This is a genomic window from Bradyrhizobium sp. 141, assembly GCF_023074055.1.
In the GTDB taxonomy this organism is placed as follows: Bacteria; Pseudomonadota; Alphaproteobacteria; order Rhizobiales; family Xanthobacteraceae; genus Bradyrhizobium.
This window is the reverse complement of the sequence record NZ_JADPKR010000094.1, coordinates 262,061-282,424: the sequence shown is the minus strand read 5'-3', so window position 1 is coordinate 282,424 and position 20,364 is coordinate 262,061. Positions and strand designations below refer to the sequence as shown.

18 protein-coding genes and 1 riboswitch are annotated in these 20,364 nt (G+C 59.4%); of the genes, 5 read left to right on the top strand and 13 right to left on the bottom strand.

The annotated features are described in order from the left end of the window. Positions 1-81: 81 nt before the first annotated feature. Positions 82-588 (bottom strand): hypothetical protein, encoded by a 507-nt coding sequence (locus IVA81_RS28765; protein WP_247324219.1) that lies wholly within the window; start codon positions 586-588, stop codon positions 82-84. Between the two features lie 1,801 nt (positions 589-2,389). Here IVA81_RS28765 and IVA81_RS28760 point away from each other — a divergent pair. Next, complete coding sequence (locus tag IVA81_RS28760) at positions 2,390-3,457, top strand: cytochrome-c peroxidase (RefSeq protein WP_249812871.1); 1,068 nt, start codon at positions 2,390-2,392, stop codon at positions 3,455-3,457. Between the two features lie 358 nt (positions 3,458-3,815). On the opposite strand, the gene IVA81_RS28755 is transcribed toward IVA81_RS28760, so the two are convergent. From IVA81_RS28755 to metE, 4 genes are all read right to left on the bottom strand, one after another. After that, complete coding sequence (locus IVA81_RS28755; protein WP_247324218.1) at positions 3,816-3,908, bottom strand: group II intron maturase-specific domain-containing protein; 93 nt, start codon at positions 3,906-3,908, stop codon at positions 3,816-3,818. A 61-nt stretch (positions 3,909-3,969) separates the two neighbouring features. Then, the gene (locus tag IVA81_RS28750; RefSeq protein ID WP_247324348.1) at positions 3,970-4,275 is read right to left on the bottom strand and encodes a reverse transcriptase domain-containing protein; all 306 of its coding nucleotides are present in this window, start codon (positions 4,273-4,275) and stop codon (positions 3,970-3,972) included. Between the two features lie 111 nt (positions 4,276-4,386). After that, positions 4,387-4,854, bottom strand: a complete 468-nt coding sequence (locus IVA81_RS28745) for a reverse transcriptase domain-containing protein (protein ID WP_247324217.1) — start codon at positions 4,852-4,854, stop codon at positions 4,387-4,389. Between the two features lie 1,354 nt (positions 4,855-6,208). Next, positions 6,209-8,524 (bottom strand): 5-methyltetrahydropteroyltriglutamate--homocysteine S-methyltransferase, encoded by a 2,316-nt coding sequence (metE, locus tag IVA81_RS28740; RefSeq protein WP_247324216.1) that lies wholly within the window; start codon positions 8,522-8,524, stop codon positions 6,209-6,211. A 99-nt stretch (positions 8,525-8,623) separates the two neighbouring features. Then, positions 8,624-8,824: riboswitch (cobalamin riboswitch) on the bottom strand. Between the two features lie 650 nt (positions 8,825-9,474). On the opposite strand from metE, the gene IVA81_RS40510 reads away from it, so the two are divergent. Both IVA81_RS40510 and IVA81_RS28735 read left to right on the top strand, forming a co-directional pair. Then, positions 9,475-9,609, top strand: a complete 135-nt coding sequence (locus IVA81_RS40510; RefSeq protein WP_256468918.1) for a hypothetical protein — start codon at positions 9,475-9,477, stop codon at positions 9,607-9,609. A gap of 27 nt (positions 9,610-9,636) precedes the next feature. Next, positions 9,637-9,900, top strand: coding sequence for a hypothetical protein (locus IVA81_RS28735; RefSeq protein WP_247324214.1), 264 nt, complete (start codon positions 9,637-9,639; stop codon positions 9,898-9,900). Between the two features lie 21 nt (positions 9,901-9,921). Here the strand turns inward: IVA81_RS28735 and IVA81_RS28730 are convergent, their stop codons facing one another. Together IVA81_RS28730 and IVA81_RS28725 are read right to left on the bottom strand one after the other, a co-directional pair. Next, entirely contained in the window at positions 9,922-10,125 is a 204-nt protein-coding gene (locus IVA81_RS28730; RefSeq protein ID WP_148740553.1) for a 4Fe-4S binding protein, read from the bottom strand. 617 nt (positions 10,126-10,742) lie between these two features. Next, the gene (locus IVA81_RS28725) at positions 10,743-11,957 is read right to left on the bottom strand and encodes an EAL domain-containing response regulator (protein ID WP_247324213.1); all 1,215 of its coding nucleotides are present in this window, start codon (positions 11,955-11,957) and stop codon (positions 10,743-10,745) included. A gap of 602 nt (positions 11,958-12,559) precedes the next feature. Between IVA81_RS28725 and IVA81_RS28720 the strand changes: the two genes are divergently transcribed. Beyond that, positions 12,560-13,075 (top strand): GNAT family N-acetyltransferase, encoded by a 516-nt coding sequence (locus IVA81_RS28720; protein ID WP_247324212.1) that lies wholly within the window; start codon positions 12,560-12,562, stop codon positions 13,073-13,075. A 579-nt stretch (positions 13,076-13,654) separates the two neighbouring features. Here IVA81_RS28720 and IVA81_RS28715 read toward each other — a convergent pair. From IVA81_RS28715 to IVA81_RS28690, 6 genes are all read right to left on the bottom strand, one after another. After that, positions 13,655-14,554: an SMP-30/gluconolactonase/LRE family protein gene (locus tag IVA81_RS28715; protein WP_247324211.1), complete on the bottom strand. Its 900-nt coding sequence runs from the start codon at positions 14,552-14,554 to the stop codon at positions 13,655-13,657. Further along, the gene (locus IVA81_RS28710) at positions 14,551-15,378 is read right to left on the bottom strand and encodes a citryl-CoA lyase (RefSeq protein WP_247324210.1); all 828 of its coding nucleotides are present in this window, start codon (positions 15,376-15,378) and stop codon (positions 14,551-14,553) included. The genes IVA81_RS28715 and IVA81_RS28710 overlap by 4 nt, the downstream gene beginning before the upstream one ends. A 77-nt stretch (positions 15,379-15,455) precedes the next feature. Further along, positions 15,456-16,697 carry a CoA transferase gene (locus IVA81_RS28705; protein WP_247324209.1) on the bottom strand — a complete coding sequence of 414 codons (1,242 nt, stop codon included), beginning with the start codon at positions 16,695-16,697 and terminating at the stop codon, positions 15,456-15,458. A 54-nt stretch (positions 16,698-16,751) separates the two neighbouring features. Next, positions 16,752-17,774 (bottom strand): ABC transporter substrate-binding protein, encoded by a 1,023-nt coding sequence (locus IVA81_RS28700; RefSeq protein ID WP_247324208.1) that lies wholly within the window; start codon positions 17,772-17,774, stop codon positions 16,752-16,754. A 33-nt stretch (positions 17,775-17,807) separates the two neighbouring features. Next, positions 17,808-18,581, bottom strand: a complete 774-nt coding sequence (locus tag IVA81_RS28695) for an ABC transporter permease (protein WP_247324200.1) — start codon at positions 18,579-18,581, stop codon at positions 17,808-17,810. Beyond that, positions 18,565-19,353 carry an ABC transporter ATP-binding protein gene (locus IVA81_RS28690; RefSeq protein ID WP_247324192.1) on the bottom strand — a complete coding sequence of 263 codons (789 nt, stop codon included), beginning with the start codon at positions 19,351-19,353 and terminating at the stop codon, positions 18,565-18,567. The genes IVA81_RS28695 and IVA81_RS28690 overlap by 17 nt, the downstream gene beginning before the upstream one ends. A gap of 18 nt (positions 19,354-19,371) precedes the next feature. Here IVA81_RS28690 and IVA81_RS28685 point away from each other — a divergent pair, with 18 nt between their 5' ends. Continuing rightward, positions 19,372-20,205: an IclR family transcriptional regulator gene (locus IVA81_RS28685; protein WP_247324191.1), complete on the top strand. Its 834-nt coding sequence runs from the start codon at positions 19,372-19,374 to the stop codon at positions 20,203-20,205. The last annotated feature ends 159 nt before the right edge of the window (positions 20,206-20,364 follow it).

Sequence of the window (20,364 nt, the reverse complement as noted above, 5' to 3'; positions counted from 1 at the left end):
AGCGGTATTCATCGCGTGGAGGTAAGAGTCGACAGTGGCTCGTCCGCCCGAGCGCTTGCGGAAATCAGCGTGAGACACGAGTCACTTCCAAAAAAGAGATTCTGGCCAATCTGTGAACTCCAATTCGAAGCTACGTAGGCCAGTGAGTTTGGTGGTGAATTTAAGGGTCTTCCCTGAAAGGGCTGCCAATGAGCCAGATGCGAACTTGAATACTGTCGTGCCGGAAGTTGCGACCGCAATGCCTTGCTCGCCTTCCATGCTAGAGAAGCCGGTCGCCTCGGAGAGTTGCCCAATGGCAAGTCCCTCCAGCGCGCGGCGAAATTCCAGGGACGCTAAGTATGTTCCTTTATCAGCAGCCCATTCGCTCACCGACACTGCTGTAATCCCCGCGTCACTCAAGAGACCATCGGCGATCCGGCAGCCATATTGAACCGTGAGAATGATCCGCTCATTCCGAACTCCGACCGGCTCTCTATCGGCGGCAGTGATTGTGCACGCGTACCGCATTGTGTCCGCAGCCGCGCCCGTGCTTAGCCCGAGCAACTCGAGAGCGGAACATAACACAAAAGCGAGAACGGGTCTTCTCATTCGGCTACACCTAGTCTGGAGTATCGTTCGGCTGCTCTGTACAATCTGACGCTACGGCCGATTCAAGCTTCTTCGATCGCTCTGTCGGATGAAAGCTACTCATGGTGACCGCGGTGTCGCAGAAACGAGGCAATCGGTATCCCCCAGCGGTGGCCCTGGATGGGCGGCCCGAACGGTTTCATTATCGGCGCTCACGGTGCGCAGCGGGCCAGTACATCGGTGAAGCAAGGCAGAGGACCGACGCATTTCAGCTCGGCGGCGGCCATCATGGGCGCGACGGCCCGCGGCGACGGAGCGCTACGTTCCTGACGCAGGCGCATGCGTTCTATGAGCGGACGCCATTTTCCGCGCCAATGACCCGCGGCAAAGGTCCCGAATTTTGCTTCACAGTGTCAATGTAAAAGGAAACGTGGTCGCTAGGAGCCGTTCAAAGGCAGATTTCCGCTCAAGCAGGCGCTCTTCGAGAATCTTACGCTCGAGATCACTTAGCTCGCTTTGAAGCCTTCTGCGACAGCGCCAAATGTCATTCCGCACGTATCTGATCTCATTCAAGCGATCGTCAATCGAAGCCATCACAGACACCATATCTAACTTGAACCACCCATGGACAACTGGTCCGCCGGTGAGATCTCACGACCTGGCCATCTGCGGACATGATGTAACGATCTCCTCCCAGCATGTCGTCTTGTATCGGAGTCTTTCAACGCAAGAGCATGAAGTGACAGTTACTTCTGCAGAAGTTCAGCGATTTTTGCCTTCAGCGCGCAGGATTTCAAAAGCTGCCACTAGCCCGTGAGTGGGTCGAAATGATTATCTTACTCCAACCAACACGCGGCCCGATCAGGTGTCAGACCGCCCACTTAAGCTGGTGTCGAATGGGAGTATCTGAGTAATCGGACGGTCGTACCGTCAAACTCTGGGTAACAGATTTGAGATCGGCAATTGCCGTGCCAGCGAACCCAGGTGGGATTCAAGACAAACCATTGTTCAGGCTTGGGGGCTCGTCTGTTACAATCGAGCGGGATTTCGGCGGCGGCGCGCGAAGAGCCGGCCCGGATATGAGGTCGGAGAGCCTTCAGTCGGCAGGGCGAGGCGAAATCGTGAGCGATGCGCACCGCCGACGCCTCGGCTCAGTGTCTCGCCATATGCCTGCGTAGATCTTATTACCGCCGTCCCACGCGCGGTCGGCAAGCTGTCAACTGGATCTCATCACAAAAGTTTCTGTGCGATGATGTCTAGCCGGGACTGGCGCTTGTCGCATCTGTGACACTGCATGTATTCATCAAACCAAGACATCCGACGTTGTTCGGTAGCCGGGACTCGTTCCGTAACTAAATCAGCAGCTTGCATGTCAGATGCAACTGGCATGGGGGTTGCTATTGTCCAGCCGCACCGTGAGCGCTGAGCGCGACCAGCGGTGTAAGACGGATACGATCAACTTCGCTGGAGCCGTATTGGCCACCCAATCGCTTAATGGAGAACCGATGCGGCCACCGGACAGATTATCCTTTTTCGGCACGCTTGTTGTTGTCAGATCGGCCAACATGCCGAAGGTTGAGGCGCTAGTCTGATCTACCAACAGGAAGGTCGTGATCTAAGCTCAAAGCGAACTCGCGAATCAAATAACGGCTTAAAGCATCGTGGGCGAACGCCGGCAGCGAGCACCTCGAAATCGAACATTTGATGCAGCCTCGCTTCAGAGGATCCGGTGCGTGCTGCGCCGGGCCCGTTGAGGGAACGGGGTGTGGCATCGCTTTCGACTGTTTCCTTGATTAACAATCAGAACTGATGAGGCGGGTGTATGAACAAATCGATCCGGGAGCTTCGGCTTGTGGCTGAAGCATCTGTTTTGGCGATTGGGCTGCTGATGTCGTCAGGAGCTAGCGCGGACGATGATCTGATGAGAACCGCCAGGCAGATCTTCCGTCCGATCCCCTCAGTCATTCCTGCGGTAAAGGACAATCCAGTCACGCACGAAAAGGTCGAGCTTGGCAAGATTCTGTTCTTCGATCCGCGGCTATCGGCAAGCGAGATCATTAGCTGCAATACGTGCCACAATCTCGGCAGCGGCGGAGTCGATGCCGGTCCGACCTCAGTCGGTCACGGCTGGAAGGTCGGCCTACGTCGGGCCCCAACCGTCTACAACGCGGTGTTCAATGCGGCGCAATTCTGGGACGGACGCGCCGCGGACCTCAAGGCGCAAGCAACTGGCCCTGTGCAGGCGAGTGCCGAAATGAATGCGACTCCGGATCATGTGCTCGACACCTTGAACTCAATGGCCAGCTATGTCGCCTTGTTCAAAAACGCTTTCCCGAACGAAGCGAGACCGGTCAGCTTCGAAAACTTTGCGAAGGCAATCGAGGCTTTTGAAGCGACTCTCATTACACCTGCGGCCCCCTTCGATCAGTATTTGGAGGGCAATACACATGCTCTCGATGATCAGCAGAAGTCAGGGTTGGCGCTGTTTATGGAGAAGGGATGCTCCTCTTGCCACAATGGAATCAATGTCGGTGGACAGGCCTACTTCCAGTTCGGCGTGATGAAGAAGCCGGACGCAACCCTGCTTCCGGAAGCCGATAAGGGCCGATTCGCGGTCACCAAGGCGGTCGGCGACGAATATGTCTTCCGCGCGGCGCCGTTGCGGAACGTCGCGTTGCGAGCCCCTTACTTCCATTCGGGGCAGGTTTGGAGCCTGAAGCAAGCTGTTGCCCTGATGAGCGAAATCCAGCTCGGCGCCAAGCTTAGCGATGGGGAAGAAAACGACATTGTCGCGTTTCTGAATTCGCTAACCGGGCGGCTACCTAAGATCGAGTATCCGATACTACCCACCCGTACGAACACGACGCCAAAGCCTTCAATAGACCGATAGGATTAACAGCACCAGCGTCATGCCTTGCCGAATAGTAACAGATGCGACGCAAGAACCCGGCATCCCGCAATGACGTGAAAATGAATGATCCCGTGCTGTCACTCATTACTAGGCAATCGGGTAGGAGGAAGCCTCACGGCTTCCCCCTCCCACACCACCGTACGTACGGGTCCGTATACGGCGGTTCGGCAGGCACGTTGAGGTGGCGGTGCAATTCGATGAGGGACAGTAGCCCGAGTTGCACGAAGAAGGCGGCGCGATAGGCATCGTTCATGTGGCTGGCCCCGGCATTCCACCAGGGACCGCCGCCGTTGTAGGCCGACCGCCATGCCCGCTCCGGATCGAGCCCGCGTTGCATCTAGCGTTTGCGGCGTGTCCGCGGTCGCTTCCACTGGCGCCAGAGGATATTGCGCAGTTTGCGCCGCATCCAGCCGTCAAGCTCCTCGAACACCCCTTTGGCCTCCGCCAGCCGGAAGTATTGCAGCCAGCCGCGCAGGATGGGGGTTTGGGGGTCACCGCCAGGGTTGGTCTTGGCGCAGCCTCGTCCTCAGCTTGCTCCGCAACCGCTTCACGCTATTGACCGCCACCCGCAGGCGCGGTTGTTTGTGCGCGGTCATGGTGTAGCCGAGGAAGGTCCGCACCCAGGAACGGTCAACAGCGCTCTTCGCGGCGTTGACCTTGAGCCGTAGCCGCTCCGTCAGGAATTGCGTGACCGACGCCATCACCCGCTCGCCAGCCCGCCGCGTCCGAACATAGATGTTGCAGTCGTCGGCGTAGCGGCAGAAGGCATGGCCCCGTCGCTCGAGTTCCTCGTCCAGATCGTCGAGCAGGATGTTCGATAGAGGTGAGAGGACCGCGTTGCGGCGTGCCTTCGCTCCGCGCCGTCGTAATCCCGCCCGTCATCAATCCAGCTTGCAGGTAGCGGCGGATCAAATCGCAACACCCGTTTGTCCGCAGCCCGGCGCGCCGCCCGTGCCATCAGCACGTCTTGGTTCACCCGATCGAAGAACCTTCTCCAGATCGAGGTCGACGACAAAGCGTCGGCGCTCAGCCACATGCGCCCGCGCGGCAAGCACCGCATCGTGCGCGCTGCGCCCTGGACGGAAGCCGTACGAGGCCTTGGAGAAGCCTGGATCGAACAGCGGCATTAACACCTGATGCATCGCCTGCTGGATCAGCCGATCCACCACCGTCGGGATGCCCAGTTGGCGCATCCCTCCACCGGGCTTCGGGATTTCCACCCCGCGCACCGGCTGCGGCCGATAACGGCCTTCCAGCAGTTCTTCTCTGATGCGCGACCAGTGCTCCTTCAGATGCGGTTGCAACTGCTCCACGGTCATCCGATCAATGCCCGCGGCGCCCTTGTTCGCCAACACCCGATGGTAGGCCGCTATCATGTTCGCTCGGCTGACGATCTCCTCCGTCAGCCGCGTCTCCACCTCCGGAGGGGAAGGTTGCGGTCTTGCTGTGGCGATTGATGCAACCCATTCCCTGCTCTGGCGGCTTCCGGCCGCTACCCTCGGGATGAGCACGACGCATCTCAGCGTCATCGTCTGCATCTGCTATCACCATCGACAGACCGGCCTCCTCCGGTACTCGACGTTCGGCCCTTCGCCAGCTTGGTGCTGCCGGCTACTACGGCCTCTGCTGACTTCTGCCGCCCCTTCCCGACGCCTTGCAACGCCGGTAGCACACCCGTTGCCGGGGGCAGGGCGGCAGACCTCCCAGGGTTAGTCGCGTGACCTTCGTGCCATCTACCTGTCGCATCTACGGCCGCACCCTCCGGGTGATATCGGGCTTCGGGAATTTTGGCTCCCTCGCCCGGATGCGGACGCCTCCTATGCGCTGGCTGTTCGTCAGGCCGGCACTTTGCTTACAGCTTCCTTCAGACCCCGCCTCGCGACGACGCCCTTGCTGTTCAGCTAACGGTTCCCATCACCAGGGTCCGTAGAGGACTCTCACCTCCAAGTCATCGACCGGACACCACTCCGGTCAAATCGCGCCAGTCACCGCGCTCCGCGCCATGCCTGGCGCACCAAAAAAAAGCCCGGCCTCTTCCGGAGGCCGGGCGAAAGTCACGCAGGAACGACGCTGCTTTACGCATCGCACCAGCTTTCGTCGGTAGGGAGGACTTACCGGCGATCGATTTTCGGCGAGGGCATTCGCCGTCAAACAACGAGAAGCGGATATCACTCCGCGCGAAATCTGGAGCCGCTTACCTTCCGCTCCTGTCGGAAACTTCACGATTTGCCCACCACTCGCCCGCTGTCCGACTGGCAAGGCAGTGCCTTGATCGAGCTGGGATCCCGCGCAAGCGGTTTGGCTGCCGTGCCCTGAAACACAAGCGGCAGTTTGCCGTCGCGTAGCAGCATTTGGCACCCCCAAACAACAACGCTCGATTATCTTCCCGAAGATCGTGCCAAGGCGCCAATTTCGTATGACGTTCCGTAAGGGCGGTAAAATAGATTGTTGTGATGGGACGCATCCACGCGGTGGATAAATGAAAAAGTAGGGCTGTGCTTCGCGTCGAGCGTTAATGACTTCGCAATATGTGACCTGATCGGGCGTCGCCGGCATGCTGTCGGCCGTCGGGTCGAGAATCGAGCTTGTCGCCGGCTGCATGCGACCGCCTCCGCCGACGCCGGCCGGCATTCCCAGGCGCTGGGAACTTTGGGAGCTCGCAAGGACATCGTAAGCCCCCAAAGCGCGTGCATCTTATTCACAAACGCATTGGCGAAACGCTCCGCACCATCATGGCTCAGCCCGCAACTCGCGTGCGGCGGCCACCATATTGACGAGCGCGGGACGCACCTCCTCCCACCTTCGAGTTTTTAGTCCGCAGTCGGGATTGATCCAGAGCTGCCGATCGGAAACTCGCTGCCGCGCCAGCACAATCAGCTGCTTGATTTCCGCCGCTGCGGGAATGCGCGGTGAATGAATGTCATAGACGCCAGGCCCGATCTCATTAGGATATTTGTAGCTCTTGAAGGCCTCGAGCAATTCCATCTTAGAACGCGACGTCTCAATTGATATGACGTCGGCATCCATTGCTGCGATCGCATCGATGATTTCGTTGAACTCGGAATAACACATGTGAGTATGGATCTGAGTTCCGTCGGCGACAGCGGAGGAGCAAACGCGGAAGCTGTCCACTGCCCAATCGAGATAGTTCTTCCACTGCGATTTGCGTAGCGGCAATCCCTCCCGCAACGCAGCCTCGTCGATTTGGATCATGGTCGCTCCAGCCGCCTCAAGGTCGATGACCTCATCTCGGATCGCGAGAGCGATCTGTCGGCATGTCTCGCTCCGCGAGATGTCGTCACGGACAAACGACCAGTTCAGGATCGTCACCGGTCCGGTCAGCATAGCCTTGACGGGTTTTTTGGTCAGAGACTGCGCATAGCGCCACCATTCAACGGTCATGGGCTTCGGCCGGGAGACATCTCCGAACAGGATAGGCGGACGAACGTACCGCGAGCCATAAGACTGAACCCAGCCGTGCTTGGTGAAAGCGAAGCCCAACAGCTGCTCGGCAAAGTATTGAACCATGTCGTTGCGCTCGAACTCACCGTGTACGAGCACGTCCAGGCCGATATCTTCCTGCCACTGCACGGTACGGGCTGTCTCCGCTTTCAGAAGCTGCTCGTACTGCGTGTCATTCAGCGCTCCCCGCGCATGAGCCGCACGCGCATTCCGGACGTCGGCCGTTTGCGGGAAGGATCCGATGGTTGTCGTTGGAAACATCGGCAATGCGAACGCGATGCGCTGGACGTCGGCACGCTGGGTGAACGCGCTGCGACGGCGACGCATGCTATCGTCAATCGCGGCCATTCGTCCGGCGACATTCGCATTGTGGATCTCGGGCGATGTTTCGCGGATCACGGCTGCGTCCTCCGAAACCGCAAGTTCATCGGCCACCTCGGCAGCATGGCCGGCCAGCGCTTTGCCCAATATCGAAAGTTCCTTGATCTTCTGAACTGAGAACGCCAGCCACGTCTTCAGATTGGGATCGAGATCGGTCTCTAGCTCAATGTCGATCGGAACATGAAGCAGCGAGCAGGAAGGAGCAATCTGAACACGGTCCCTGCCCAGCTTTTTGACCATAGGGGCAAGTTGGTCGAGCAGCGCCGCAAGATTGGAGCGCCACACGTTGCGACCATCAACGACGCCTAGCGAGACCACGAGATCTCTGCGGGCTGTGGCGACAATTGCGTCCAACTGGTCGGGTGCCCGAACCAGATCGACATGAAGCCCGGCAACGGGCAAGGCCAAGGCTGTTTCAAGATTGTCGCCGATAGCGCCGAAATAAGTGGCCAGCATGATTTTAAGGGCCGGCACAACCTTTGCGAAATGAGCATAGGCCCGGCGGACAGCCGCCCGCGATGCTTCGTCGACGTCCATCACTAGGCATGGCTCGTCGAGCTGAACCCATTCAGCACCGCGCGAGGCTAGTTCGCGGAGAACATCGACATAGACTGGGAGGAGCCTATCAAGCAGCGACAGCGGATTGAATGCGGGATTTGCGCTTTTGCCGAGCTTCAGGAAAGTGACTGGGCCAACTAGGACGGGGCGCGTTTGGTAGCCGAGGCTTTTTGCCTCCTCATATTCCTCGATCGGCTTTCGAGAGGAATACTTAAAGATCTGATCCTGGTGAAATTCCGGCACCATGTAGTGGTAGTTGGTATCGAACCACTTCGTCATTTCCTGTGCGGCTACGCCAGGCCCATGCTGAGCGTGATCACCGTCCTGAGCGCCACGCGCCATGGTGAAGTAGGTCTTGAGCGACACAGGACCTTCGGTCCAGCTGTAGACGTCGGGAATGGCTCCCACCATTACGCTGGTATCGAGCACATGGTCGTAGAGCGAGAAGTCATTCGAAGGAATGACGGTCGCACCGCAGGATTTCTGCCGTGCCCAATTAGCGGCACGAAGTCCACTCCCCGCCTCGAGGAGCTCGGCTTCGCTGGAGTTTCCCGCCCAGTAGCTCTCGAGCGCGAATTTGAGTTCGCGTCGTGGGCCGATGCGTGACGTCCCCAGTGTGGCAACGGGAAGCGAAAGAATAGACATAGCTCAGACCCCATAATTGGGGCAAAGGCCATGGCGGACGCATGCAGCGAATATCGCGTGAGCGACAGCTGCTTGGCGCACACCGGGACACCCCGCCCGTGGACGATATATTGTCGAGGCAGGTCTCCTGGCTCGCGGGTCGTCGCTGCTGTCCGGCCTTCCCGAAGCCGCATGGCTTCAGTGACTTCGTTGGACAGCGGCTCGCCGCTTACAGTTGCGGGGGCAGCGCCGGCATTGCACCGGCTTCCCTCTTAGCTCCGGATCAAACGAAATCCGGAGACCACGACGGCTGGCATTATGCGCACGAGGATCGATCCGTCAACCTACTGAGTGTCGCTGCGATATTGCCCAAGCGATTGCGAACTGTACTAGGTAGGCTACAACGGTCTTACTCCCGGCCTCGTGAAAACGCGTGGATCTGTGGAGGCTCCGCTTGTGAATGCGTCCGCTCAACACCCTGTTCTCGTAATCGGATGGGCTAACGCGAGCAGAACGAACGCGCTGGGCGCTTTCGACATCTGCATGATCGCGACAAAGCCTGATCTTTTCCGTCAGCAGCTTCTCGAACTCGCCTGTGAGGAAGTTGCGATCATCCTCGCCGGCATCCGTTTGATCACAGCGCGATGAGGCTGCTTAGGAATTGCCAAGGCCGGATTGCTCCAGGATCGAACGGATGATCAGGTCGGACTGCCTGTGTTCGGCCTGCCCCACGACGAGCCGCGAGCTCGATCGCCTCCGTGGCGTTGGTCAAGATGATCTCCTCGGTGCGCCAGGCACTCACGTGCTGAGCGACTTTGGCGCGCGCCTCGTTGTCTCCGTCGCCGCTTGGCGAATAGTGCAGCCTGGACGTTGGCCTGCGCGACATCGCAGGAACAGTTCCGGACCTCAGGATGCACGCTGACTTGCGAAACTGGAGTAAGCGGCGAGAGCGCGCACGGCGGGATCGTGCTATGACTCTACGCTCCATGCACTCGTGCACGGTGACCACGGGCAAGCGGATGCCGAGCTTCTCGTACGTCTTCAGGATCTCCGGACCGATCTCGTCGCGCGAGGAGACCGTCTCTTCGGCTTCGGCCGTGACGTAGCTTTTAGATATCCTGCAAGTCGATCTTGTGATATTCGACGCCCGTCCACTTCGCCTTGGCTCGTCAGCCAGCGACGATAAGCCTCGACGCGGCGACTGGAGCATCGAGGCGGCCTTGTCCTTATTCGAGACAAATTTGACGGTGTCCTCTGACAGAGCCCTTCGAGGGCTTCTCGGAGTCGATCAGCGCCTTAAGGTCATAACGATGTTGATCGACCTCGATGCGCCCCATGCGGTCGGCGGCCTCCTCAAGCTCGACATCTACTACTTCGTTCGCGAAATCGAGCGGTGAAGCCGTCTGGACGCGGGCTGCTTATGCTGTCTTAGACGGGACACAGGTGTCAGGCACCGGACAGACGACCGCGCATTGCGGCGTGTCGGAATGGCCCTCGCACTCCGTACACTTTTTGGCATCGATAACGTAAATGTCACGCTTGAGGCTGATCGCCGCGTTGGGACACTCGAACTCACATGCCCCACAAACGGTGCATTGCGAAGCGACGATCTTGTAAGCCATGCCTTCCGACTCCTTAGGCGAGCGATGCCATTGGCGATCCCTTTCAAATGCCGTGCCAAACACAGACGCGCTCAATGATGGGCAATTTGCCCAATTGTGCTGTCCCGGGTCTGAGACCATGTTGCATCTGCGACAGCAACGGGCCACTTCAATTTCAAGCTATGCGAGCCCTCGGGCCCTACTCCGAGAGCCAGTCGCGACTCGACCGCTGCGAGCTTCCGTTGGTTTGTCTGGCATGGCAGCGCGGGGCCAAGCGACGCTCGACGATTCCGAAACCGGCGGCGCGACTAAAAGCCGCGAGCCGACGCACGTCTACGCCGGATCTCGGCAAACCTCCGGTCACACGCCCTGACTGGAGGTTTTGTGCAAGCCTCACTCACGGCTGCAACGTTAACTCCGCGGATTGACTCGCTGGAGGCTTGCCAAAACGGGTTTGTGCTACAATAACCTTCGGCGTCGCTTCGGAGGGAAATGAATCCGCCGGGAGGAGCGATACTGGCTTTGCAAAGTGACCGATTTAATTGCAGTCAGCCGCATGCCTGGTGCCGAGTAGGTATGGCGGCGCGGGCGAGCGCTGGTACGCTTTGCCTGGCTGTGCTCAGCCACTCCTCATGCAACTATTTTGGACGAAGTGGAACAGGGCTGAAAGATGACTGTGCAAATTGCTTCAGCGGCATGGCCTTTCCGAACAGATGGCCCTGCGCAAGGTCGAAGCCGAGTTCGGTCACAGCGATCAGGTCGGCGTGGCTCTCCACACCTGCGGCGACGGTGCGCACACTGTACTCTTTGGCTAGATCGACGATATGGCGGCACACCGTTCGCTTCAGGGGCCCATTTCCGCAACCGGCGACGTACTGCCGGTCCACTTTTAATTTCATGAACGGGAATCTTTCGACCCCCATCAGCTGCGGCCAATTGGCGCCGACATTGTCGATTGCAAGGCCAATGTTGTGAAAGCGAACCTCACGCGCGACCTCGATCAGGAGATCTAGGTTCTGGATCGCTTCCTCGCTCTCGATTTCAATCGTCAAGCCGCCGAAAGCGGGGTGCGACGGCATGCGCTGACAGAGATCGCGTACCGCCTGCGGGTCAATCAGGAATGCTGCCGGGAGATTGATGGAGAGATCGATCGAAGTTTGCTGCTCCAGAAGATACTGCCAATCCTTGATCGCGCGGTCGATCACGAACTGCGACAACTCCCTAAAATGCGGATCGTGAGCCTCCGGGATGAAATAGGCTGGTGGAACAACGCCCCAGGTCGGGTGCCGCATTCGCACAAGCGCCTCGGCGCCGCGGCGGCTGAGGGTACACGCGTCAAAGTTCGGCTCATACCAGAGCTCAAGCCAGCCAGCGTGTAAGGCTTCTCCGACATGGACTGCGGGACGGGGCGCCGGCTCTCTGGGCAAGAGCATGGCGACCCGATCGCGCAGCGTCTCGGCTGCAAACGGCGTCCTCAGCGGCGGCAGCATATCAAGTCCATATTCGCCCCCGACCTGCTGCACTGCCGTCATGACGATCGACTCGCGGGCGCCGAACGCCAGCACTCTGCCTGCAAATTCTTCGCGTACGAGTATCTCGAGCAATCGTCCAGGCTCGATGCGATCCGAGCCAATGCCGAGCAGGATCAGATCAGGGAAGTCCGTGCAGAGTACGTGCGGCAGCTCGTCAGCAGTCCCGCATTCGCTGATAACAAACCCCATATCCTCCAGCACATCCCGTAGAAAGGCGCGCAGATGCCGCTTGCCGACGGCCACGCACGCTCGCGGCCGCACCTTACGCTGGCCGAAGATTACAGGTTTCCCTCCGACCAGTTCGGCCTGCCCATGCTCCATCGCAACCACTCCCGTTCCGTGACGGTCCCTTAAACGAGGAGCGAAGGTCCAAACAAGCAGTGCTTGCCATTATCTTTCGATTCTTCGAGGTAAGCTTAAGATAGTGCATTAGCGTGCAAAATCTTTCGCGATGTTGTTCAGACGATTTTGTCGGGCGCACGCGTATGATACCTGTCCCGCTTCGCGCAGCTTTGTACGAGTGAAGCACGCGAGTTTGGGAATCTCACCTTCAGACGCGCCGAGCTGATGCGCCCTATGGCACGGCGATTATCATGCTGCAAGATCTACTGAATCGAGTCGCTCGTGAGTGACGATCGGCAATCACTCTTACGAAATGTTTGATCGGCATGGCCGGCCTGCCCACGCGCGAATGTGCCGTCTCGTGGATTTCCTTTCCAATCGAAGGAAGTCCATCATGAGTTCCCAGCAAGTCAAGCCGCAGTCGATTCTGAGAACGGCAACAGCTTGCACTTACCTCACCTCTGTTGCTTATAGCGAGTGCGGACGTCCTATTCCCTACCGAGCTTGATAGTTGCTCTCAGTTGCGTTTTCTGTATCCTTTCTGAACATGGATTTCCTCAAGAGGGACTGGAGGGACTAACGTGACGGGTGTTCGTGTTGGCGCTGAAGCGCAAGGCCTGGCCCACGGGGGCACGGCTTTGCGCAAAGGCGTGCCAGGAGATGAGAACGCGATCGCAGAAGCCGTCGGAAAGCTACTTTCTGAATTAGGTGGCCCCGGACCAGAGTTCAGCCTTGAAGGCGCGAAGCAGGCTGCTTTACGCCTGATTCAGGATCCCGAAGAGGGCTTCATTTTTGTCATCGAGGAACAAGTCACCGGGCAGATTGTAGGGGTCGCTGCCATCTCGGCCGTACAGGCCGTGAGAGCGGCCGGAGCGTACGGTGTGCTTCAGGAGCTATGGATTTCTCGCGACTTCCGAAGCTCTGACCACGGTCGGCATCTGCTCGAGGCGGTACATTCGGAGGCGAAGCGCCGAGGCTGGCAGATGATTGAGGTTGCGTTGCCCCCGGATGGCTATCCGGCCTTAGAACGGGTACGCCGTTTCTACGAGGAGAGGGGATATCGGGTTGGAGGATTGCGCGCGCGCAAGAGGCTATGACAGTACTGCGACCTCTGCTCCACACAGTTAAAAGCGCTCCTGGGCCTATCAGTAAAGACTTTCAAAGCAGCAAATCCTGCTGCTTGTTGGTTCTCAAAACGAACGCTCCAACGCGTGCGTCGCGGCCGAGCATGATCGAGAACCTCGACGCTGATGCGGTGCTTACTCCCACTGCGAGCGGTTACCTCTTCGACCTTCTTGGCGGGAACGTTCAAGATATCAGCCATCAACGCGTTCTTCATGGTGCGAAGCGATACGTGGGTCTTCTCAAGGCTCGTGGACCGCGAGCCGAAACCTGCCCGGCTAAAAGGCGCGGAGCCAAGTCGGCGGCGGCCCGTTGCGGGGCCCGACCCAGCCTTACAAACGATAGCCGAGTCGTTCTTTCGTGCTTCCCACACAGTGCGACTTACTGACGCCAGTTTCGGATCACCGCACACAAATGCGATCCATTCGTCGCCAAGTACAATGCCTCGGCAACTGGCAAGCCAATCATCTACCGGGCTCCTTCCTGCATCTTGATTCGGTGGACCGTCGCGTGAAAGGATTCGGTACCACCTTGTCACTCCTGCTGGCGAACGTTCAAGGAAGGTGAGCGAGATCAGCCATCAACACTGATCCGGTAGAGGATTCCGTAATGAGCAATGTGCCGTTTGCCGCCTCCAATACGAGGTTCGTGCAGGTCGCACCAGCGCAGGACTTGATGCGGGCGATCGTTTCGCCGTTCGGCGCCATGACGAAGACGTGGCCGAGGGAGGCGTGCGCGACAAAGAGCCGCCCTTTTTGATCCATCGTCAACCCGTCAGGACCGCTGGTCCCGAAGAACAAGCTGAACCGTCCCACCTTCGCAACCCCGCCGTCACGCATCAGCGGCACGCGCCAGATGCTGTTGTCGCGCGTCATTGCAACGAACAACACGGCCTCGTCGGGACTGAGCACCAGCCCGTTCGGGCTTGGCCCGTTCGAAATCAGGCAATCGAGCCGGCCGTCAGGACGCAGTCGGAACACCCGGCCGGTCGGATCGTGCAATCCAGTTTGCCCCTGATCGGTGAAATAGATGTCGCCGTTGGTCGCGATATGCAGGTCGTTGCAGCCTCTGAAGGACTCGGAATTGCGGTGCCCCAGAAGCGGGCTGATAGTATCCCGCTGCGGATCGAGCTCCATGAGGCCGTTCATGTAGTCGGCCACCAGCACCCGGCCATCAGGTGCGATCTTCAGACCATTCGGCCAGCCGTCATATTCGATTATCAGAGACCAGATGCCGTCGCGCGAAATCCGGAAAATGCGGCCGAAGGGGATATCGACGACGTAGAGATTCCCGGACTTGTCAAACGACGGCCCCTCGATGAAACAATCCACCGGATGGCCCCCGCGGTTGGCATCCGCCCATTTCGAGGAAACACCAGGTCGACGAAATTCCGCCGGCATCGACGAGAACACGCGGGTCTCAACCAGCTGAGGCGGCTTGTCGAGATACATCATGACGCGCCTCCCAGCGTGCGGCGCGGCTGGCCCTCATATTTGTAGCCAAACTGCTTGGGCATCGGTCCCTTGTTACGATCCTTGCGCCTGGTCTGTTCCCAGGCGTGGGCCAGGATTCCGACCGCGCGCGACAGGCAGAAGACGCCGCGCGCCAGCGGAGGCGCGAAGCCGAGCTCGCCATAAATGACCGCGGTCGCGCCATCAATGTTCATTGGGATGAGTTTGCCCTTGCGCTGCTGCATCACGCGCTCGATCGCGCGGGCGGCCTTGGCATAGTCGCCGCTGACACTGCCCTCAGCACCTGCGCCATCCACCAGCGCCAATAGCGGTGCCGCGCGCGGGTCGACCGGATGAAACCGGTGGCCGAAGCCGGGCAGATATTTGCCGCGCCTTGCGGTGAAATGGTCGATTGCGGCGGCCGCGGCCTCGCCGATCTCTAGGCCATCGCGCCTCCGCAGCACATCTTCGTAGAGTTCGACCGCCTGCTCCCCTGCTCCGCCGTGCACGTCATCGAGCGTATTGATCGCGGAGGCCATCGCACCGTTCAGGGGCAGCCCGCAGCTCACCGCCATCTGCGCAATTGCGATGGAGGGCGCGTGCGGACCGTGGTCAACGGACGCGACCAGCGCAGCCTGCAGCAGCCGCTCCTGCGCTGGCGTCGGCAGATCGCCGCGCAACATCAGCCAGATCATGGCGGGAAAGGAAATCCGGCCGATCAAATCTTCGATTGGATAACCCCGATAGGCGATGCGACCGGGCGCGATGTCGCAGATGGAGGTTCGCCACCAACGGGCCGCTTGCTGTCGCAGTTCTTCTTCGCTCATTTCCGGTTCCGCCCCTTCAACCTGCCGATTGCAACCGCCGTAAGCCGTCGAATATCATGATATTGGTCCGTCCGCGGCTACGCGGACGGGCAGGAAATCAGCCTCTCCTTGCTTGGCGTCCCGACGGCCCGGCTTGAGACCAGTTGCTCGACCTCCGCATACGAATAGCCGAGCCGCTGCAGCCATCGCTCGGTGTCTGCTCCGAGCGTCGCAGGTGGTGAAGGCACCGAAAACTCCTCATCCAGCCGGAAGCCCGGCCGCGTGATTCGTAACGGCTGCGCACCGTCTTGTTCTGGGGCCAAAGTCTCGACGAATCCGCGCTCGAGGAGCTGTGGCTGCTGCAAAACTTGCGAGACCGTCAGCACGCAGCCTGCGGGGACTCCAGCCAGATTCATTTGGGCCTCCCATTCGTCAGCGGGCTTGCAACTCAACGCCTTGTTCAACTCCGTGTTCAGCGCTGCGCGATTGACCTTGCGCATCTCGCGCCCAGCAAAGCGTGGATCCGTCTTCAGGTCCGGTCGGCCAATCAGGTCGCATAGGGCTTGGTACTGCTTCTGCTCGTTGGCGGAAATGTTCAGCGGGCCTGTTGCGGTGCGGAACGTGCCGGAGGGAGCCGCGGTGAAGTTCTCGTTGCCGATGGGCTGCGGCTCGACACCAGCGTTCAGGTGGTTGGAGACGACCCATCCCATCGCTGCAACGGTGGCTTCGAGCAGGGACACGTCAATGAACCGACCGCGGCCGCTATGCCGCTGTTCGACCAGAGCCGCGGCGATGGCAAAGGCAGCAGTCAGTCCCGCAATCGTGTCCGAGATCGGAAAGCCCGTGCGCAGGGGAGCCGAGGCCGTATCGCCAGTGACGCTCATGGCACCAGACAGACCCTGAACGATCTGGTCATAGGCTGGACGGGCGGACCACGGCCCGCTCTGCCCAAAGCCGGAGATCGCGCAGTAGACCAGACGCGGGTTCTGCCTGCTGAGCACATCAAAGCCCAGGCTAAGCCGTTCCATCACCTTCGGCCGGAAGTTTTCGAGCACCACATCGGCTTCTTTGACGAGTCGCAAGAATACCTCGCGGCCCGATTCCGACTTCAAGTCCAGCGCCACGGATTGCTTGCCGGCGTTCACCGCGACAAAAGAGAGGCCCTGCAGGCGCTCTGCCCTTTGCGGATCGGCGCCGAGGCGCCGCGCGAGGTCGCCGCCGTTCGGATTTTCGACTTTGATGACCTCCGCGCCAAGACGCGCGAGATGATAACCGCAGAACGGACCGGCCAACACGTTCGACAGGTCCAGGACGCGGATGCCGGTGAGCGGCAGAGACATCTGAAGACGCCTTCCTTTAGGTGATCCGATGGTGAGGGCTTGGCCGGCGGGCAGCTATTTCAGTTGTTGTGCGGCGCGTTCCGCGAAACGATTGGTGAAGGTTTTGTTCAGGTCGATCTTTGCGGCAGCAATTTTTGGATCAAAGTCGCTCAGGACAGCCAGCGGGACCTTGGCCGCCTCAATGTCCATCTGTCCGGTTGGCGAGAAGAGCGCTTTCGATGCGTTCATGATTTCGATATTCACCTCGCGATTGTCAGTCTTGTAACCAGGAGGAATCGTATCGACGAGCTGCTCCGTCGGCGTTGCGTTGATCCAGCGGTGAGTTTTGAGCAAGGCGTTGACCAGGCGCTGGACCGTTTCGGGATTTTTGTCGATGAAAGACTGCTGAAGGTAGAGACACGCGGTCGGATAGGATCCGCCGAAGGCCTGCTTTGAGCCTTCGATCGTGCGCGCATCGAACAGCGCTGTCGCGCTCTTCTTGCGCGCGAGAAGCGTCGCGATGGGATCGAAATAGACCAGGGCATCGACGTTCATGGCCTCAAGCGCCACCATGCCCGGTGCGCCGCTGCCGACGGCAATGATGTTGACATCGCGTGAACCCAATCCTGACTTCTTGATGTAGTAACGCGCCATAGTCTCCGTCGATGACCCCGGCGCCGTGATCCCGAGCCTGAGACCCTTCAGGTCGGCGCCGGTTCTGACCTTGTCGGCGAGGTCGCTGCGGACACCGAGCAGGACGCCGGGAATGTCATTCAGCAGGAACACGCAGGAAATTTGCTTACCCAGCGCCTGCATCTGAATGGTGTGATCGTAAAAGCCGATAGTCCCGTCGACGGAGCCGCCGATCAGGGCCTGCAGAGCCTTTGAGCCACCGGCCTGGAAGTTCTCGACGGTAACGTCAAGGCCTTCTTCCTTAAAGGAGCCAAGCTTCACTCCAAGTTCGACAGGCATATAGTTGAGAATTTGTGACCCCACGGCGATCTTCAATTTTGTTTTCTCGGGCTCGGTGGCATGCGCCAAAATGACCGAGAATGCGGCCAGCGCCACGACCGGCGTCAATCTTATGGAAACGTGCATGCGAACCTCCATGATTGATGGGAGAGCGTACGATCAGCTTTCGTGCGCAGGCGCCGGCCGCCAGACCAGGAGCCGCTTTTCCGCGCAGTCGACGATGGCATCGAGGACAACGACGAAGGCGGAGAGAACGATAATTCCTGCGAACACTCCGGTCGCATCGAGGACGCCTTCGGCCTGCGCAATTAAGTGCCCCAATCCTGCGGACGAGCCGAGATATTCGGCGACCACGGCTCCCATCACGGCCATGCCGACGGACACCCGCAGGCTCGACAGAATCCAGGTCGTGGCGGACGGCAGGTAGACGTGCCGTAGCAGGGACGACTTCGATGCACGCAGCAGGCGGGCATTCGCCAGCACGACCGGATTGACCTCGCGGACGCCCTGGAAGGTGTTGAAGAATGCGACGAATAGAACCAGCGTGACGCCGAGCGCAACCTTGGAGGTGAGGCCCAATCCGAACCAGATGACGAAAATGGGTCCAAGCAAGATCCGCGGGATTGCATTGAACATCTTGATAAAGGGCTGAACGACTTCGGCAGCAAACGGGCTTAAGCCCAGCCAGATACCAAGTGCTGTGCCGATCCCGATGCCAGCCAGGAACGACAGGACCGTCTCCAGCAATGTTATGCCAATATCGGTCCAAAAGTCCGCCGTCGACATCCACTCCCCGATCCTTACGACAAGTGTCGACGGTGCCGGAAAGAAGAAGGGATCGATCAGTCCGGCCCACACGCCCAATTCCCAGATCAGGATCAGGCCAAGGAGGATGGCGAACTGCGTGAGAGCGACCCTACCCCTGCGTGACATAGCTTTTCTCCACTTCGGCGCCGAGCAGCGACCAGATTTCACGATAGAGCGCGACGAATTCGTCGGTGGTCTGCAGCGCAGAAACATCGCGCGGACGAGGCAGCGTGATCCTGACGTCGGCAACCATGCGGCTGGCGGGACCGGCAGACATCACAACGACGCGGTCCGCCAGCGTGATCGCCTCATCGAGATCATGGGTGATGAAGATGAGCGAGCGCCGGTCCGCCTGCCAGAGGTCGAGCAGGATGCGGTGCATGAGTCGGCGTGTATGAACGTCCAGCGCGGAGAACGGCTCATCCATGAGAACGATTTTGGGCTCCATGATCAGGGTTTGTGCCATCGCAACGCGCTTGCGCTGGCCGCCGGACAATTGATGCGGATAGCGCTCCTCGAATCCCTTCAATCCGACCTTGGCGAGCCAGGGCCGTGCCTGCTCGCGCGCTTTCGCGATCGAGCTGCCCTGAAAGACGAGCCCGAGGCCGACATTGTCCTGGGCGGTCTTCCAGGGCAGCAGCCCTTCCTGTTGAAGCATGTAGCCGGACTGACCGTTCAGACCCGTAAGAGACTGGCCGAAAATGCGAACGTCGCCGGCGGCGGGCTTCAGCAGTCCGGTGACAGTGTTGAGAATGGTCGATTTTCCGCAGCCGGTCGGCCCGACCACTGCAACGAATTCAGTCTCGGCCACCTGGAGGTTCATGCTTTTGACGGCCGTGAAGTCGCCGAAGCGAATCATCACGTCGCGCAAGTCCACGGCAAGTCCCGGCCGCCCCATTGTTTCGCTCCATAGAACTTGTTCTGGCGTCTGGAACCGAGTAGCTCGCGTCTCACAAGGAGTCAATCGTATTCTGATGTGCAGAATGGCGCTCTTGCTAGCTGGCTGGACTCTTGTCGTCATTCTGACTATTGGTTCTGTACAGCAGAACCAGAGGTATCGATGGTAAGAAAAGGGGTTGATGCGGTCGCGCGGGCACTGGCAATCCTTAAGGCGTTCGACCCGGAGCGCGCCGCGATGACGCTGACGGAGATTGCGGATGCGACTGACCTCTACAAGAGCACAGTCCTTCGCCTTGCCGCATCTCTGGAGGCGGATGGCTTCCTGGTGCGGGGTACGGACCGGCTATTTCGACCCGGACCGGAGCTATGGCGCCTTGGGGCGCTCTATCAGCGCGGGCTCGACCTCGGTGACCTGATCAGACCCTCGCTCCATCGTCTGGTCGAGGCAACCGGAGAGACCGCATCCTTCTACATCGCGGAGGGCGACGAGCGCATCTGCCTTTATCGCGTCAATTCTCCGCGTTCGGTCCGGCATCACCTCGAAGAGGGTCAGCGATTGCCGATTGACCGCGGCGCTGCCGGCCGTGTTCTTACCGCCTATCGCGATTCTGCATCAGCCGATGGAAAGAAGGTCAGAGATCGTGGCTTCTACGTCTCGATCGGCGAGCGGGATCCTGAGGTCGCGGCCGCAGCTGTGCCTGTGATCGACGTTCATGGCCAATTGCGCGGCGCCCTCTCGGTCTCCGCCATTCGGACTCGCTTTGATGCAGATGCTCGGAAGGCTGCGATTGTAGTTCTGAAGTCCGAGGCTAAAGCGCTGATCGGTCTGCTGCCTGCAAGCGAGCGCTGAGCTACAATGGCAGCGTTCCGTTTATGACGCACAGCTCAGCGGGTGCCGCAAGGGCCTCTCCTGAGCGCAGCGTGCATTTCTCACATTGTTGAGGCGCATCGGGGCGCGATTCGGCGAGGCGTTCTTTTGCGGCAAGAATTTTGTGGTGGTTCAAGGAAT